The sequence below is a fragment of the Kitasatospora sp. NPDC048298 genome (genome assembly GCF_043201465.1).
Lineage (GTDB): Bacteria > Actinomycetota > Actinomycetes > Streptomycetales > Streptomycetaceae > Kitasatospora.
The window spans coordinates 37,682-53,637 of sequence record NZ_JBICYZ010000009.1; the positions used below are offsets into that span (position 1 = coordinate 37,682).

A 15,956-nucleotide genomic window follows, 5' to 3' on the forward strand; every position below is an offset into this window, starting at 1 on the left:
TCTCTCCCGGCGGGCCCCCGGGGGGGGCGGCACCCGCCCCCCCCGGCCGCTCATTTTCCCCTTCCACACCCCCCCGGGCGCCTCCCTTTAAATGGGGGGGGGCCCCCGGCCCCCCCCCGCGGGCCCCCCCCCGCACGGGACTTCGTCAGTGCACGCCCTCGAAGAGGCTGGTCACCGAGCCCTCCTCGAAGACCTCGCGGATCGCGGCGGCGATCGACGGGGCGATGGACAGCGTGGTGATCTTGTCCAGCTGGAGCGAGGCCGGGGTGGGCAGCGTGTTGGTGAACACGAACTCGCTCACCCGCGAGTTCTTCAGCCGGTCCGCGGCCGGGCCGGAGAGCACACCGTGGGTGGCCGCCACCACGACGTCCGCGGCACCGTTGTCGAACAGCGCGTCGGCCGCGGCGCAGATGGTGCCGGCGGTGTCGATCATGTCGTCGACGAGCACGCAGACCCGGTCCTTGACGTCACCGACGACGTCGGCCGACAGGATGGTGTTGGCCTGGGTGATGTCGCGGCGCTTGTGGATGATCGCCAGCGGGGCGTCCAGCCGGTCGCACCACTGGTCGGCGACCTTCACGCGGCCGGCGTCCGGCGAGACGACGGTCAGCTTGGAGCGGTCGACCTTCTCGCCGATGTAGTCGGCCAGCAGCGGCAGCGCGAACAGGTGGTCCACCGGGCCGTCGAAGAAGCCCTGGATCTGCGCGGTGTGCAGGTCCACGGCCATCAGGCGGTCGGCACCGGCCTGGCGCAGCAGGTCGGCGATCAGACGGGCCGAGATGGGCTCGCGGCCGAGGTGCTTCTTGTCCTGGCGGGCGTAGCCGTAGAACGGCAGGATCGCCGTGATGCTCTTGGCGGAGGCCCGCTTCAGAGCATCGATCATGATCAGCTGCTCCATGATCCACTGGTTGATGGGAGCCGTGTGGCTCTGCATCACGAAGCAGTCCGCGCCACGCGCGGAGTCCAGGAAGCGGACGTAGATCTCGCCGTTGGCGAAGTCCAGGGCCTTGGTGGGGACCAGTTCGGTCCCGAGCGCCGCGGCCACCTCCTTCGCCAGCTCCGGGTGGGCACGGCCGGAGAAGAGCTTCAGCTTCTTCTCACCCGACGTCGTGATCCCGCTCACTGCACCGTCTCCTCGCGTTGCGGACGCTGAACCCTCGACCCGGCAGCGGGCAGGCGGGGCCCGCTCGCGGCACGGGTAGGGGAAATGTCGGTACGCCTGGACACGGGCGGTAAGCCCAGTGGCGCACGTATGTCCCCAAGGTTACGCGCCCGCGCAGAAACCGTCCGCCCCGGGACTACCGGGTGCCCCGGGGCGCCGCCCGCTCAGGCCTGCTCGGCACCGTCCGCCGCCGCCTGCGCGGCCTGCGCGGATGCCGTCCCGGGGCGCTTGCGCTCGACCCAGCCGTCGATGTTGCGCTGGGTGGCCCGGCTCACACCGAGCGCCCCGGCCGGGACGTCTCCGGTGATCACGGAGCCGGCCGCGGTGTAGGCGCCGTCACCGATGGTGACCGGGGCGATGAACATGTTGTCCGAACCGGTCCGGCAGTGCGCGCCGATGACCGTGCGGTGCTTGTTCACGCCGTCGTAGTTCACGGTGACCGAGGCCGCGCCGACGTTGGTGCCCTCGCCGATCGTGGCGTCGCCGATGTAGGACAGGTGCGGCACCTTGGCACCCTCGCCCAGCTCGGAGTTCTTCACCTCGACGTAGGTGCCGACCTTCGCCTTGCGGGCCAGCTTGGCACCCGGACGCAGGTAGGCGTACGGACCGGCGGTGGCCAGCTCGCCCACCTCGGCGCGGTCGGCCGTGGTGTTGCTCACCCGGGCGCCGGCGCCGACCAGGGTGTCCCTGAGGGTGGAGTTCGGGCCCACCTCGCAGCCCTCGCCCAGGTGCGTGGCGCCCTGGAGCTGGGTGTTCGGCAGCACCACGGCGTCCGGCTCGTACGTGACCTGCACGTCGAACCAGGTGGTCGCCGGGTCCACCACGGTGACGCCCTCGCGCATCGCCCGCTCCAGCAGGCGGTCGTTCAGCAGCCGGCGGGCGTGCGCCAGCTGGACCCGGTCGTTGATGCCCAGGATGTCCCGGTGGTCCTCGGCCACCACGGCGCCGACCCGGTGGCCCGCCTTGCGCAGGATCTCCAGGGTGTCGGTCAGGTACTCCTCGCCCTGCGAGTTGTCCGTGGTGAGCTCGCCCAGCGCCGTGGTGAGCAGCTTGGCGTCGAAGGCGAAGACACCGGAGTTGATCTCGGTGATCGCGCGCTGGACGGCGCTGGCGTCCCGCTCCTCGACGATCGCGGCGACGGTGCCGTCCTCGTCCCGCAGGATGCGGCCGTAGCCGAAGGGCTCCGGGACGACGGCGGTCAGCACGGTGACGCCGTTCTGCTGGGCGGCGTGCGCGTCGGCCAGCCGGCGCAGGGTCTCCCCGGTCAGCAGCGGCGAGTCGCCGGCGGTGATGATCACCGTGCCGTCCAGCGCCACGCCGTCGGCGGACAGCGACTCCAGCGCCGTGCGCACCGCGTGCCCGGTGCCGTTCTGCTCCTCCTGCACCGCGGTGCGGGTGGCCGGGTAGTGCTCCGTCAGGTGCGCCACGACCTGCTCGCGCTGGTGCCCGACCACCACGACCAGCTGGCCCGGGGTCAGCTCCCGGGCCGCCGAGACCGCGTGACCCACCAGCGAGCGCCCGCACACCTCGTGCAGCACCTTGGGCAGCTTGTTCGACTTCATCCGGGTCCCGCCACCGGCGGCGAGCACGACAACGGCGGCAAGCGAATTGGCACCCATGCGGGGAGGCTCCTCGGTAGGTTCACAGAGAGGGCAGAGCAGGCCCGGCCCGGACCCAGGCCGGTCGCCATTCGCACAGTCCGCCGAGCAGCACCGACAATACCGGCGCGGGGGAAAACGCCCGAACCCGAGGCGCGCAGAGGCTCCGCCGCTAGGATTCGAACCCAGACAAAGGCCTCCAAAGGGCCCTGTGCTGCCATTACACCACGGCGGACAGTCGTGTCAGACCCTACCCGAGAGGGCCCTGCCGTGGGTATCGAACTGCACCGATCCACGGCCCCGATTCGGCGTCCGGCGGCCGAACCCGCCGGACCCGCGGTTCATCCATCCAGTCGGGTGAATTCACTCAAGTGCCGCGCGGCGGAGTGTTCCCCTGGACACGGAGCGCAACCTACGATGCCGTAGGTTACGCCAACGTAGCTCCGCTTCTCTCCCGTTCCGGGACGCCGCAAAGGGACGCCCATGACCATTCAGGCAGGCGAGGCGCGCGCGGGGAACGCCGCGTCCCGCACTCCGTCGCCCGACTCCGACCCGGCCGACGTCATCGAGTCCGCCGACATCGTCGCGACCGCCGGGACCGCCGGCCCCGACGCCGCGGCCACCCGGCTGTCCGCCACCCGCGGCGGGGAGAAGCAGGGCCTGGCCGAGCGGATCGCGCTCTCCCTGTTCATCCTGGTGCCGTTCGCCGCCCTGGTGGCCGCCGTCCCGGTGGCCTGGGGCTGGGGGCTGGGCTGGACGGACCTCGCGATCACCGTCGGCATGTACTACCTCACCTGCCACGGCATCACCATCGGCTACCACCGCTACTTCACCCACGGCGCGTTCAAGGCCCGCCGCCCGATGCGCCTGGCGCTGGCGATCGCCGGGAGCCTCGCCGTCGAGGGCCCGCTGGTGCGCTGGGTGGCCGACCACCGCAAGCACCACCGGTTCAGCGACAAGGACGGCGACCCCCACTCGCCGTGGCGCTACGGGGAGAGCGTCCCGGCGCTGATGAAGGGCCTGTGGTGGGCCCACATGGGCTGGATGTTCGACGAGGAGCAGACCTCGCAGCTCAAGTACGCCCCCGACCTGGTGCGCGACCCGGCCATAAGGCGGATCTCCCGGCTGTTCTGGCTCTGGACCACCATCTCGCTGCTGCTGCCCGCGCTGGTCGGCGGCCTGGTGAGCCTGTCCTGGGAGGGGGCGCTGTCCGCCTTCTTCTGGGGTTCGCTGGTCCGGGTGGCACTGCTGCACCACGTCACCTGGTCGATCAACTCGATCTGCCACGCCGTCGGCCGGCGCCCGTTCCGCTCCCGGGACCGCTCCGGCAACGTCTGGTGGCTCGCCCTGCTCTCCTGCGGCGAGTCCTGGCACAACCTGCACCACGCCGACCCGACCGCGGCCCGGCACGGGGTGCTGCGCGGGCAGATCGACTCCTCGGCCCGGCTGATCCGCTGGTTCGAGCTGGCCGGCTGGGTCCGGGACGTCCGCTGGCCGGACGCGCAGCGGATCGCCGCCCGCCGCGCCGCATGAGGCGTCGCTTCCAGCATGATGTAGGGGTGAACGGGAGCAGCGCAGACAGCACAGGCGGTCACCACAGCACGCGGACGGACGCGGCGCCCGCCTCGGCGCCGGCCCGTCCGCGGCCCGCTGCGCCGGCGGCCGGCCCCGGCGAGGGCGGCTCCGCCCCGGCCCCGCGCCGCCGGGGCGGCCGGGTCCGGATGACCGGCAAGCAGCGGCGCGAGCAGCTGCTGGAGATCGGCCGGACGGTCTTCGCGGAGCGCGGCTACGACGGCACCTCGGTGGAGGAGATCGCCGAGCGCGCCGGGGTGTCGAAGCCCGTGGTGTACGAGCACTTCGGCGGCAAGGAGGGGCTCTACGCGGTGGTCGTCGACCGCGAGATGCAGCTGCTGCTGGACATGGTGACCGGGGCCCTGACCGGCGGGCACTCGCGCGAACTGCTGGAGCAGGCCGCCTTCGCGCTGATGGACTACATCGACACCTCGACGGACGGCTTCCGGATCCTGGTCCGGGACTCCCCGGTGGCCCAGTCGACCGGCACCTTCGCCTCGCTGATCAGCGACATCGCCACCCAGGTCGAGGACATCCTGGGCCTGGAGTTCAAGTCCCGCGGCTTCGACGCCCGACTGGCCCCGATGTACTCGCAGATGCTGGTCGGGATGGTCGCGCTGACCGGGCAGTGGTGGCTGGAGGTCCGCAAGCCGGACAAGGCGACGGTGGCGGCGCACCTGGTGAACCTCGCCTGGCACGGGCTGGAGGGCCTGGAGCGGCACCCGAAGCTGGTCGGCGAGCGCAAGGGCTGACCGGCCGGGGCCGTCACGGGCCACCCCGTTCGGCCCAACCGGCCCGGCCCGTCCGGCTCAACCGGGCCGACGTCCGGCTCGACCCGCTCGGCCCGTCCGACTCAGTCCGGCTGCCTGGTCCCCACCGCGAAGATCCGCCGGAACGGGAACACCGTCCCGTGCGCCCCGGCCGGGTAGGCCTCGCGCAGCAGCCGCCCGTACTCGGCGAGGAAGGCGGCGCGGTCGGCCGGGTCGGTGAGCCGGGTGAGGACCGGGCGCAGCGCGGTGCCCTTGACCCACTCCAGGACCGGGTCCGCCCCCGGCAGCAGGGTCAGGTAGGTGGTCTCCCAGACGTCCGGGAGGCAGCCGGCGGCGACCAGGGCGTCGAGATAGCGCTCGGGCCGGTGGACGCCGACCCGGACGGCCTCCCCGCCGAGCGCGTCCCGCCAGCGGGCGCTGCGGCGCAGGTCGGCGAGCAGGGTGTGACTGGGGGCGTCGAAGTTGCCGGGCACCTGGAAGGCGAGCACCCCGCCGGGTTCGAGGGCGTCCGCCCAGCGCGGCAGCAGCGCCAGGTGCCCGTCCACCCACTGGAGGGTGGCGTTGGAGACGATCAGGTCCGGCCGGGCCGGGGCCGGGTCGTAGTCGCGGGCGTCGGCGAGCAGGTACTCGGCGCCGGGCTCGCCGTCGGTGCGGGCGGCGGCCAGCATCGGGGCGGAGTTGTCGACGCCGGTGAGGCGGGCGTGCGGCCAGCGCTCGCGCAGGACGGCGGTGGAGTTGCCCGGGCCGCAGCCGATGTCCAGGATCGCCTCGGCACCGGGGTGCGGGAGGGCGGGGACGCGGGCGAGCAGGTCGCGCAGTGGGCGGGTGCGTTCGTCGGCGAAGCGCAGGTACTGCTCCGGGTCCCAGACGGGGTCGGTCATGGTTCACCTCGCAGGTATCTCGATATCAAGATATCTCGGGTAGCCTCGCCTGCACATTTCTCGATGTCAAGAGACTTCACATCGACACATCCACCGATACACTGATCGTCATGGAGGACGAGGTCGACAGGCTGGTCGCAGCGTGGCGCCGGGAGCGCCCCGACCTCGACGTGGAGCCGCTGGAGGTGCTCAGCCGGGTCAGCCGGCTCGCCCGGCACCTGGACCGCGCCCGCCGCGCCGCCTTCGCCGAGCACGGCCTGGAGCCCTGGGAGTTCGACGTCCTGACCGCCCTGCGGCGGGCCGGCTCCCCGTACCAGCTCTCCCCCGGCCAGCTGCTCACCCAGACCCTGGTCACCTCGGGCACCATGACCAACCGGATCGACCGGCTCACCGGCAAGGGCCTGGTCAAGCGCCTGCCCGACCCGGACGACCGGCGCGGCGTGCTGGTCCGGCTGACCGACGACGGCCGCGACCGCGCCGACCAGGCGCTCGCCGGGCTGCTCGCACACGAACGCGAACTGCTCGCCCAGCTCAGCTCCGGCCAGCAGACCGAACTCGCCGCGCTGCTGCGGGTGCTGGTCGCCCCGTTCGACAACATCCCGGGCTGACGGCGGCTCCCGGGCTCCCCTGCCACCGCGGTTCCCGGCTCAGGGCCGGTTCGACACGGCTCAGGGCCGGTTCGACACGGCTCAGGGCCGGTCGACGCTGCCGACCACCGAGGGCGGCGGGAGCGCGGCCGGCTCGGCGGGACTGACCCCGGCCCGGCGGGCGACCGCGACGGCCGCCAGCGTGGAGTGCACCCCGAGCTTGCCCAGCACGTTCTGCATGTGCGTCCGGACGGTGTGCGGCGACAGGTAGAGCCGCTCCGCCACGGCCTGCCGGCCGAGGCCCGCGACCATGCAGCGCAGGATCTGCTTCTCCCGCGGGGTCAGGGTGTCCACCAGCCGCTCGCTCTCGGTGCGGTCCCGCCGGGCGGTGGTGAGTTCGCGGATCACCCCGGTGAGCAGCGCGGGCGGCAGGTGCGTCTCGTCCCGCAGCACACCCCGGACCACCGCGAGCAGCCGGGCCAGCGAACTCTCCTTGGCCACCCAGCCGGTGGCGCCCGCGTGCAGGGCGCGGGCGGCACGGTGCGGGTCGTCGGCGGCGGCCAGCACGACGGCGCGCAGCCCGGGGTGGGCACGGCGGAGTCGGGCCAGCAGGGTGATGCCGTCGGGCGTCGGGGCCGCGGGTCTCAGCTGGTCGCCCCGCAGCGGGTCCACCACCGGACGGGCGCCGGGCAGCTGCCCGCCCGACAGCGCGACGGGCGCCCCCGGCGGTACGGCCGGCCGGCGCGGCTGCGGTACGGGAGGGGCGGCGCGGCCGCGCCGGGCCTCGTCGCCGTGCTCCGCGCCCGGCCGCCGACGGGCGAGTGCTCCGCCGGCTCCGGGTGCCCCCGGTCCGCCGGACTGCCCGACCGTCCCGGGCCCACCGGGTAACCCGGCCGTACCGGGCACTCCGGCCGTACCGCCCGTGCCACTCGCCTCGACTCCGAGGTCGGCGTCGATCAGTGCCACGTCGTAGGCGCGGCCCTCGCCGGCCGCACGCTCCAAGGCCCGCTCGGCGGCGGCGGCACTGCCGGCCGCCCCCACCTCCACGTCCGGCTCGGCGGCCAGCGCCGCGGCCAGTGCCTCGGCGAAGATCCGGTGGTCGTCGACCACCAGGACGCGAATCCGCGCCATCGTCCCTCCCCCTGCTCAGACCGCCCGAGCCCGGGGCGGGACCGGCCCGGCATCCGCGTTCCGGACCCGCCGTTCCGCCCGCCCACCGGTGGCCGGTGAGACCGAATGGGCGCCGGCCCCCACCGGTACCGCACTCAGCGTACGGGGCGGGAAACGCGCTCGTGGCGATTCGGTGAAGTTTCGTCAGAAGGTGCGCGGGCAGCCGGACTTGGAGCATCCGACCGCCCCCGCGGGGCGCCGCGCCCGGACGTTTCCTGGCGCCGCGCCCCACCGGTGGTCGGGCCGGGATCCCCCCGACCGGCCCCTCCCCGGCGCTTGTCGCCCAGCGGCCGTTCTTCTGTTGCTCAGTGGCCGTTCTTCGCCAGGGTGAACTTCCAGGCGTCGGCGACGATCTCGTCCAGGTTCGGGCGGCGCGGGGTCCAGCCGAGCGTCTCGTGGGCGCGGGCGGCCGAGGCCACCAGCACCGCCGGGTCGCCGGCCCGCCGGCCCTCGACCCGCACCGGGATCTCCCGGCCGGTGACGCGCTTCACCGACTCGATCACCTCGCGCACCGAGAAGCCGCTGCCGTTGCCCAGGTTGCAGATCAGGTGCTCGCCCGGCTCGGCCGTGTCCAGCGCCAGCAGGTGCGCCTCGGCCAGGTCGGCGACGTGGATGTAGTCGCGGATGCAGGTGCCGTCCGGGGTCGGGTAGTCGTCGCCGTACACCGCGATGTGCGGGCGCTGCCCCAGCGCGGCCTGGAAGACCAGCGGGATCAGGTGCGACTCGGGGTCGTGCCGCTCACCGTACGCACCGTACGCACCGGCCACGTTGAAGTAGCGCAGCGAGACGGCGGCCAGACCGTGCGCGACGGCCTCACTGGTGATCAGGTGGTCCACGGCGAGCTTGGTGGCGCCGTAGGTGTTGGTCGGCGCGGTGCGGGCGGTCTCGGCGATCGGCACGACCTCCGGCTCGCCGTAGGTGGCGGCGGTGGACGAGAACACCAGCTTGCGCACGCCCGCCGCGCGCATCGAGCTGATCAGCTCCAGCGAGCCGGCCACGTTGTTGCGCCAGTACTTCTCCGGGTCCGCGACCGACTCACCGACCTGCGAGGAGGCGGCGAAGTGCAGCACGCCGTCGAAGGAGCCGTCCAGCACCTTGCCGGCCTCCTGGATCCGGCCCTCGACGAACTCGGCACCGTCCGGGACGCCCTCGCGGAAACCGGTGGAGAGGTCGTCCAGGACGGTCACCTGGTGCCCCGCCTCCAGCAGGTGGGCGGCGACCACACTGCCGACGTAGCCGGCGCCACCCGTGACCAGGTACTTACTCATGTTGCGACCTCCAGCGAACGACGGTCCGCCCGTCGGGCGGAAGCCATCGACGGAATGCGTACGACTGGGGTCATTCTCCCAATCCCCCCGGGGTGCTCCGCACCACACGGACGACTGATTCCAGCCTTCTCACCGAGCCGTCAACCACCGGTTCACCGAGTCGTCGGCCACCGGTTCACCGAGCCGTCAGCCGCCGGCCATCCGCTCCAGCAGACCGGTGCGCGCCGCGACCGCGGCCGCCTCCAGCCGGGTCCGCGCGCCGAGCTTCATCAGCACCCGCTGGACGTGGGTCCGGGCGGTGCTGGCGGCGATCCGCATCCCGGCGGCGATCGCCGCGGTGTCCTCGCCGTCCGCGATCCGGGCCAGCACCTGCACCTCACGGCGGGTCAGCAGCCGCAGCAGCCGCACGGCCTCGTCGTCCGGCTCCGCCGCCGGGCGCAGCAGCTGGTCGAAGGCCCCGCGCAGGATGTCCACCGCGACCGCGGCCTCACCCGCGCGCGCCCGCCCGATGGCCCGCTCGACCACCTCGATCCGCTCGTCACTGGGCACGTACCCGGCCGCTCCGGCCGCGAACGCCGCCGCCACCCCGCGCAGTTCGCCCACCGGACCGAGCACGATCACGGCCACCTCGGGGCGTTCGCGACGAATCCGGCGCAGCCCGTCGAAGGCGCCCGGCTCCCCCGGCGCGGCCACCCCCAGCAGGCACACCTCCGGCCGCCGGCCGACCACCAGATCGGCGGCGACGCCCGCCGGGGAGCCGACCGCGAGCACCCGGTGACCGCGCAGTTGAAGTGCGGTGGCCAGCGCCTCGGCCAGCAGCCGGTGGTCGTCCACCACCACGAGTCGAACACCCATGACGCCCTCCAGGTCGGGGTCCGGCTCGCGCCCGCACCCCTCGGGCGGGCGGCCGATGACGCACCATCACAGCGCATTCCGTACCCGACCCGCTAGGCCGTGGCGTGTCGACGGTGCGGAACCGGCCGGGAAACGCGAAAGACCCCCGCCGTGAGGCGAGGGTCTTTCAGTGGAGCCCCCATGCGGAATCGAACCGCAGACCTTCTCCTTACCATGGAGACGCTCTACCGACTGAGCTATAGGGGCTTGCTCGCTTGCCGGTGTTTCTCCCGGCCGCTCGAACAAGGAAGACATTACACGGCTCCGGGCCCGGAAGGGAAATCGGCCTCCGCTCCGCCCTGACCGGGCAGCCGGGGGCGACTCGGCCCTCTTCGTGCGCCGGACTCAGCCCTCGCCGTGCGCCGCGTCGAACTCCTCGCGGGCCGCCAGCATCCGCCCGGCGCGACGCTCCGTCCACCGGCCGACCGGCTCCAGCAGCTCGGCCAGCTCACGGCCGAGCGGCAGCAGGTCGTAGACCACCCGCGGCGGCGTCTCCGGGAAGACCGTACGGAGCACCAGCCCGTTGCGCTCCAGGTTGCGCAGGGACTGGGTGAGCATCTTGCGGCTGACTCCGCCGATCCCGCGCTGGAGCTCGGAGAAGCGCTGCGGACCGGAGAGGTGCAGGCTCGTCAGGATCAGCATCGACCACTTGTCGGCCAGCTCGGCGAACACCTCGCGACTGGGACAGAGCCGCGCGAACCGGTCGTACTCCTGCCCACCCTGCGCGCCATGCCCGTCCGCTTCCGCGGGCCGTCCGCTCCGGGTCCGCGCCGCTCGCTCCGTCGTCATGCGTCCAGGGTAGCCCGGCCGGTCTCCATTCCACCCTTGGTAACCAATAGAGACTTGGTCTACATTGGAGACCGAACGGGTCGGGGTCGCTGCCACCGCGCCGCGCCCCTTCCCGTCCCCACGCCCGCCCGCGCCCATCCCCTCTTCTTCCCTGGAGTGCCGCATGACCGCCGTCCGTCCGACCGTCGCCCTCGCCTACCACTCCGGCTACGGCCACACCGCCGTGATCGCCGAGGCCGTCGCCCGTGGCGCCGCCGCCGCGGGTGCCCAGGTCGTCACGATCGCCGTCGACACCATCACCGAGGAGCAGTGGGCCCAGCTGGACGGCGCCGACGCGATCGTCTTCGGCTCCCCCACCTACATGGGCACCGCCTCCGGCGCCTTCCACACCTTCGCCGAGGCCACCAGCAAGCGCTGGTTCACCGACGCCTGGAAGGACAAGCTCGCGGCCGGCTTCACCAACTCCGGCTCCAAGAGCGGCGACAAGGCCGGCACCCTCGGCTTCTTCCAGACCCTCGCCGCCCAGCACGGCATGAACTGGGTCAACCTCGGCCTCAAGCCCGGCTGGAACTCCACCGCCGACTCCGAGAACGACCTCAACCGGCTCGGCTTCTTCAACGGCGCCGCCGCCTCGTCCCCGGTCGACGCCGGCCCGGAAGGCGTCCACAAGGCCGACATCGCCACCGCCGAGCACCTGGGCGAGCGCGTCGCCCGGCACACCGCCGTCGTGCTGGCCGGCCGCGCCGCCCTGGCCGGCTGAGCCCCCGCGCCGCTACGCCGCCGGGTCCGTCCCCCACCGGGGCGCCCGGCGGCGTCCGCCGTCCACCGGACCGTCGACCGGCCCCTCCGTCGCACCGTCCGCCGCCCCGCCCACCGAGCCGCCCAGCGAGCCGAGCTCCGCGCCGGTGTTCTCCGGCAGCATCCACAGACACCCCAGCGCCAGCACCCCCAACACCGCCAGGTACCAGCCCACCGGCTGCGCCGTCCCGTACGCCCCGGTCAGCCGGGTGGCCACCAGCGGCGTCGTCGCCCCGCCGACCACCCCGCCCAGGTTGTACGTCAGCGCCGCGCCCGTGTAGCGCACCCGGGTCGGGAACAGCTCCGGCAGGAACGCCGCCAACGGCCCGAACATGCCGCCCAGCACCACCATCGACCCCGCCAACGCGACGAACATCAACGGCCGGCTCACCGTCTCCAGCAGCGGGAACAGCACCAGCGCCCAGACCGCGGCCAGGCACGTCGCCCAGAACAGCGTCCGCCGCCGCCCCCACCGGTCACTGCGCGAGGCGCTCAGCCACACCGTCGCCGCCATGCCCACCGCGCCGACCAGCAGCATCGACAGCACCAGCGTGCTCGCCACCCCGAGCCCGCCGGTCGCGTACGCCAGCGCGTACGTCGTGGTCAGGTAGAACAGCGCGTACCCCACGGTGATCGCCCCGCCGCCCGCCAACACCGGACGCCAGTGCCCCCGCAGCACCTCCAGCACCGGCAGCCGCTCCCGACGGCCCGCCGTCCGGAACAGCGGCGACTCCTCGACCCGCAGTCGGACGAACAACCCCACCGCGACCATGACGAACGAGGCCAGGAACGGCACCCGCCAACCCCACGCACGGAACGCCCCCTCGTCCAGGCCGAGTTGCAGCGCCAGGAACACCCCGTTCGCCAGCACGAACCCGATCGTCGGCCCCAGCTGCAGGAACCCCCCGTACCGCCCCCGCCGCCCGGCCGGGGCGTTCTCCGCGATCAGCAGCGCCGCCCCGCCCCACTCCCCGCCCAACCCGACGCCCTGACACACCCGCAGCACCACCAGCACCGCCGGCGCCCACCACCCCCACACCCCGAACCCCGGCAGCAACCCCACCCCGGCCGTCGCCAGCCCCATCAACAGCAGCGACACCACCAGCGTCGCCCTCCGCCCCACCCGGTCCCCGAAGTGCCCGAACACCACCGCCCCCACCGGCCGGGCCAGGAACGCCACCGCGTACACCGAGAACGCCGCCAACAGCGCCCCCACCGCGCCCAGTCCGGGAAAGAACACCGGCCCGAACACCAACGCGGCCGCCGTCCCGTAAATGAAGAAGTCGTAGAACTCGATCGCCGTCCCGATCAGCGCCGCAGCCGCCGCCCGCCGCACCTGCCCGACCCGCCAAGCACCCTCCGCATCCATACCGCCAACCCTCGCCACCCCCACCCCACCCCCACCAGCCTCCACCCGAGTGACCCCGGCGCACACCCCCACCCCTCACGCCCCACGAACGCGCGCGAGGGCGCCAGGATGAACCCGACGCCCTCGCGCATGTGTCCGACCCCGAACGCGGCTACCTCGCGTACGGGTTGTCGTCCGGCGGCACCGGCGGCCGGTACGACGGCGGAGGCGGCGGCACCGCCCCCATCGGCTGCTGCGGCGGCACCGGCGGCATCTGGACCGGCTCGGGCTGCCCGACCAGCTTCCGCCTGCGCCGCACCACCGCGAACACCACCCCGGCCACCACCAGGCCGGCGACCACACCGGCCGCGATCGGCAGCGTGCCGCTCGAACCCAAGGACTCCTCCGCCTTCTGCGCACCGACAGCAACATCGGTCGGCGTGTCAGCCGGGACCGGGACCGCCGATGCGGGAGCGGACGCACTGGCCGACGGCACCGGAGCCGCCGACGGCGTAGCCGCGTCAGTCGGCAGCGGCGACACGTTCGCGGGGCCCGGGTCCCCCGGATCCGTCACCGCGATACGCGGTCGCACTGCACCGTAGCCAACGATGTCGTTACGGCTGGAGCCGTCATTCGGCTTCCCCGCCGTATTGATGAGGACCCGCAGGACCTGATTCGCCGTCCAGCCCGGGTGCAACGACCACACCAGGGCCGCCGACGCGGAAACCACGGCGGCCGCATCCGACGTGCCATGGCCCTTGCAATAACCGGTCGCGCTTGAGCAGGCCGCGATCATGTCCATACCAGGGGCGACGAAGACGACCTGCGGCCCGCGCTCGGACTCGGCAGTGACCGTGCCGTTCCGGTCCGAAGCCCCTACACCGACCACGTTGGGCAGGGCTCCCGGATATTCGACAACATTCCCCTGATCGCCGGAGTTTCCGACGCTGGAGACCACGAGCGATCCCTTGGTCCGAGCCCACGCCAAGATCTTGTTCAGCTTCTCCACATCGGCCGGGGAGGTCGTGACAGCAGCCGTTCCCTGCGAGATGTTGATGACCTTGGCACCCTGCTCGACCGCATACGTCACCGCCTGGCCGATCTGGTCCAGAAAATCAGCCGAAACCACCGCATGCTCGGATCCGTTGGCAATCTTCAACGGAAGAATCCTGGCGCCGGGGGCGAGGCCGTAGGCTCCCTTGCCACCATTCGATTGACCGGTTCCGGCAATGAGGCCGGCCATCTGCGTGCCATGGCTCTCCGCATAGGCACCTACCCCGCCCGGGCTTCCACTGAAGTCCTTACCGGGCAGGAACTGCCCGGCCAGATCCGGGTGGTCCAGCTTGAAGCCGCTGTCGATCACGGCAACGGTGACGTTCTCCCCTTTGGTGACCTTCCACATCTCCGGGGCGTGCATGGCATCCAGGTGCCACTGATCGGCACGAATCGAGCCGTCCGCAACCGCGGGTGCTGCGACCGGGCCGACCACGATCCCCGCCGCCAGAAGTGCCGCAGCAGCAACCCGCCAACGCGCTCGCGCGTTCGTCCGCCCCATCACAACTCCTCGTCAATCTCTCCGCCGACCGGGAAGCGCGCCCCGAACAAGCCTGCCCGGCCACCGGGAAGTCCCAGTGGCCGGGCAGTCGTTGCCGTCCGCTGACGATAGATCACCTCGCGTACGGGTTCTCCTCCGGCGGCACCGGCGGCTGGTACGACGGCGGAGGCGGCGGCACCGCCCCCATCGGCTGCTGCGGCAGCACCGGCGGCACCTGGACCACCTCAGGCGGCCCGGCCGGCCTCCGCCGACGCCGCACCACCACGAACACCACCCCCGCCACCACCAACAGCCCGGCGACCACACCGGCCACGACCGGCAGCGTGCTGCTCGAACCCGAGGACTCCTCCGCCTTCGGCGCACCGACAGCAACATCGGTCGGCGTGTCAGCCGGGCTCGGCACCGACGACGCGGGAGTGGACGCACTCGCCGTAGGCGACGGGGCCACCGTCGGCGCAGCGGAGCCGACCGGAAGCGGCGACACGTTCGCAGGGCCGGGGTCCCCCGGGTCCGTCAGGGCAACACGCGGGCGCACCGCGCCGTAACCGACGATGTCATTGCGGCCGGACCCGTCATTGGGCTTTCCCGCGGTATTGATGAGCACCCGCAGAACCTGGTTGCCCGTCCAGTTCGGATGCGCCGCCCACACCAATGCCGCGGAGGCCGACACCACGGCGGTCGCATCCGACGTGCCATGACTCTTGCAGTAGCCCGTGGACGCGGTGCAAGCCGCGATCATATCCATGCCAGGCGCGACGAATGCCACCTGCGGGCCTCGCTCGGACTCCGCCGTGACAGTGCCGTTTCGATCCGAAGCCCCGACGCCGACCACCCCGGGAAGCGCGCCGGGATATTCGAGGGGATTCCCCTTCTCGGCTTCGTTCCCAACCGCAGCGAACACCAGGGCCCCCTTTTCCCTGGCCGCCGCGATGATCCCGTTGAGTTTTGCCACATCCGCCGGGAAGGCCGTTACTGCGTCGATCCCTTGCGAAATATTGATGGCCTTCGCACCCTGAGCGACGGCATAGTCGACGGCCTGTCCGATCTGACCAAGGAAATCGGTCGAGACGACCGACCCGACCTTGCCGGTGTTGATCTTCAACGGAAGCACCTTGACGCCTGGCGCCAGCCCCTGTGCGCCGGTGCCCCCGTTCCCCTTGCCCGTCCCGGCGATGAAGCTGGAGATCGCCGTGCCGTGGCCGTCCGCGAACGAACCCACACCGCCCGAACTTCCACTGAAGTCCTGGCCGGGCAGGAACTGCCCCTCCAGGTCCGGATGATCGAACTTGAACCCGCTGTCGATCACCGCGACCGTGACACCCTGTCCCTTGGTGACCTTCCACATCTCCGGGGCGTGCATGGCCTCCAGATGCCACTGCTGCTGCCGGATCGTGTCCTCGGCAACCGCGGGTGCTGCGACCGGGCCGACCACGATCCCCGCCGCCAGAAGTGCCGCAGCAGCAACCCGCCAATGCGCTCGCGCGTTCGTCCGCCCCATCACAACTCCTCGTCAATCTCTCCGCCGACCGGGAAGCGCGCCCCGAACAAACCTGCCCGGCCACCG

14 protein-coding genes and 2 tRNA genes are annotated in these 15,956 nt (G+C 72.5%); 4 read left to right on the forward strand and 12 right to left on the reverse strand.

The genetic code is table 11. The features are described from left to right. Positions 1 to 145: 145 nt before the first annotated feature. From ACGF0D_RS10130 to ACGF0D_RS10140, 3 genes are all read right to left on the reverse strand, one after another. Complete coding sequence (locus ACGF0D_RS10130; RefSeq protein ID WP_392914597.1) at positions 146 to 1,123, reverse strand: ribose-phosphate diphosphokinase; 978 nt, start codon at positions 1,121 to 1,123, stop codon at positions 146 to 148. Between the two features lie 203 nt (positions 1,124 to 1,326). Continuing rightward, positions 1,327 to 2,781 (reverse strand): bifunctional UDP-N-acetylglucosamine diphosphorylase/glucosamine-1-phosphate N-acetyltransferase GlmU, encoded by a 1,455-nt coding sequence (gene glmU, locus ACGF0D_RS10135; RefSeq protein ID WP_392914598.1) that lies wholly within the window; start codon positions 2,779 to 2,781, stop codon positions 1,327 to 1,329. 143 nt (positions 2,782 to 2,924) lie between these two features. Further along, positions 2,925 to 2,995: transfer RNA gene (locus ACGF0D_RS10140), tRNA-Gln, on the reverse strand. Between the two features lie 248 nt (positions 2,996 to 3,243). Here ACGF0D_RS10140 and ACGF0D_RS10145 point away from each other — a divergent pair. Then, positions 3,244 to 4,293 (forward strand): acyl-CoA desaturase, encoded by a 1,050-nt coding sequence (locus ACGF0D_RS10145; protein ID WP_392914599.1) that lies wholly within the window; start codon positions 3,244 to 3,246, stop codon positions 4,291 to 4,293. Between the two features lie 188 nt (positions 4,294 to 4,481). Then, the gene (locus ACGF0D_RS10150; protein ID WP_224285115.1) at positions 4,482 to 5,084 is read left to right on the forward strand and encodes a TetR/AcrR family transcriptional regulator; all 603 of its coding nucleotides are present in this window, start codon (positions 4,482 to 4,484) and stop codon (positions 5,082 to 5,084) included. Between the two features lie 101 nt (positions 5,085 to 5,185). Here the strand turns inward: ACGF0D_RS10150 and ACGF0D_RS10155 are convergent, their stop codons facing one another. Beyond that, positions 5,186 to 5,983 carry a methyltransferase domain-containing protein gene (locus tag ACGF0D_RS10155; RefSeq protein WP_392914600.1) on the reverse strand — a complete coding sequence of 266 codons (798 nt, stop codon included), beginning with the start codon at positions 5,981 to 5,983 and terminating at the stop codon, positions 5,186 to 5,188. 110 nt (positions 5,984 to 6,093) lie between these two features. Here ACGF0D_RS10155 and ACGF0D_RS10160 point away from each other — a divergent pair, with 110 nt between their 5' ends. Further along, positions 6,094 to 6,591 carry a MarR family winged helix-turn-helix transcriptional regulator gene (locus tag ACGF0D_RS10160; protein ID WP_392873969.1) on the forward strand — a complete coding sequence of 166 codons (498 nt, stop codon included), beginning with the start codon at positions 6,094 to 6,096 and terminating at the stop codon, positions 6,589 to 6,591. An 81-nt stretch (positions 6,592 to 6,672) separates the two neighbouring features. On the opposite strand, the gene ACGF0D_RS10165 is transcribed toward ACGF0D_RS10160, so the two are convergent. From ACGF0D_RS10165 to ACGF0D_RS10185, 5 genes are all read right to left on the reverse strand, one after another. Continuing rightward, entirely contained in the window at positions 6,673 to 7,701 is a 1,029-nt protein-coding gene (locus ACGF0D_RS10165; protein WP_392914601.1) for a LuxR C-terminal-related transcriptional regulator, read from the reverse strand. A 344-nt stretch (positions 7,702 to 8,045) separates the two neighbouring features. Further along, on the reverse strand, positions 8,046 to 9,008 hold the full coding sequence (galE, locus tag ACGF0D_RS10170) for a UDP-glucose 4-epimerase GalE (protein ID WP_392914602.1): 963 nt from the start codon (positions 9,006 to 9,008) through the stop codon (positions 8,046 to 8,048). Positions 9,009 to 9,194: 186 nt separating this feature from the next. Further along, positions 9,195 to 9,863 (reverse strand): LuxR C-terminal-related transcriptional regulator, encoded by a 669-nt coding sequence (locus tag ACGF0D_RS10175; RefSeq protein ID WP_392914603.1) that lies wholly within the window; start codon positions 9,861 to 9,863, stop codon positions 9,195 to 9,197. A 170-nt stretch (positions 9,864 to 10,033) separates the two neighbouring features. After that, a tRNA-Thr gene (locus ACGF0D_RS10180) sits at positions 10,034 to 10,109 on the reverse strand. A gap of 138 nt (positions 10,110 to 10,247) precedes the next feature. Beyond that, positions 10,248 to 10,691 (reverse strand): winged helix-turn-helix transcriptional regulator, encoded by a 444-nt coding sequence (locus ACGF0D_RS10185; protein WP_392914604.1) that lies wholly within the window; start codon positions 10,689 to 10,691, stop codon positions 10,248 to 10,250. Positions 10,692 to 10,854: 163 nt separating this feature from the next. Here ACGF0D_RS10185 and ACGF0D_RS10190 point away from each other — a divergent pair, with 163 nt between their 5' ends. After that, positions 10,855 to 11,451 (forward strand): flavodoxin family protein, encoded by a 597-nt coding sequence (locus ACGF0D_RS10190; protein WP_392873983.1) that lies wholly within the window; start codon positions 10,855 to 10,857, stop codon positions 11,449 to 11,451. A gap of 12 nt (positions 11,452 to 11,463) precedes the next feature. On the opposite strand, the gene ACGF0D_RS10195 is transcribed toward ACGF0D_RS10190, so the two are convergent. From ACGF0D_RS10195 to ACGF0D_RS10205, 3 genes are all read right to left on the reverse strand, one after another. After that, positions 11,464 to 12,858, reverse strand: coding sequence for an MFS transporter (locus ACGF0D_RS10195; RefSeq protein WP_392914605.1), 1,395 nt, complete (start codon positions 12,856 to 12,858; stop codon positions 11,464 to 11,466). 151 nt (positions 12,859 to 13,009) lie between these two features. Further along, positions 13,010 to 14,392: a type VII secretion-associated serine protease mycosin gene (gene mycP, locus ACGF0D_RS10200; protein ID WP_392914606.1), complete on the reverse strand. Its 1,383-nt coding sequence runs from the start codon at positions 14,390 to 14,392 to the stop codon at positions 13,010 to 13,012. 112 nt (positions 14,393 to 14,504) lie between these two features. After that, positions 14,505 to 15,890: a S8 family serine peptidase gene (locus tag ACGF0D_RS10205; protein WP_392914607.1), complete on the reverse strand. Its 1,386-nt coding sequence runs from the start codon at positions 15,888 to 15,890 to the stop codon at positions 14,505 to 14,507. Between the last annotated feature and the right edge of the window lie 66 nt (positions 15,891 to 15,956).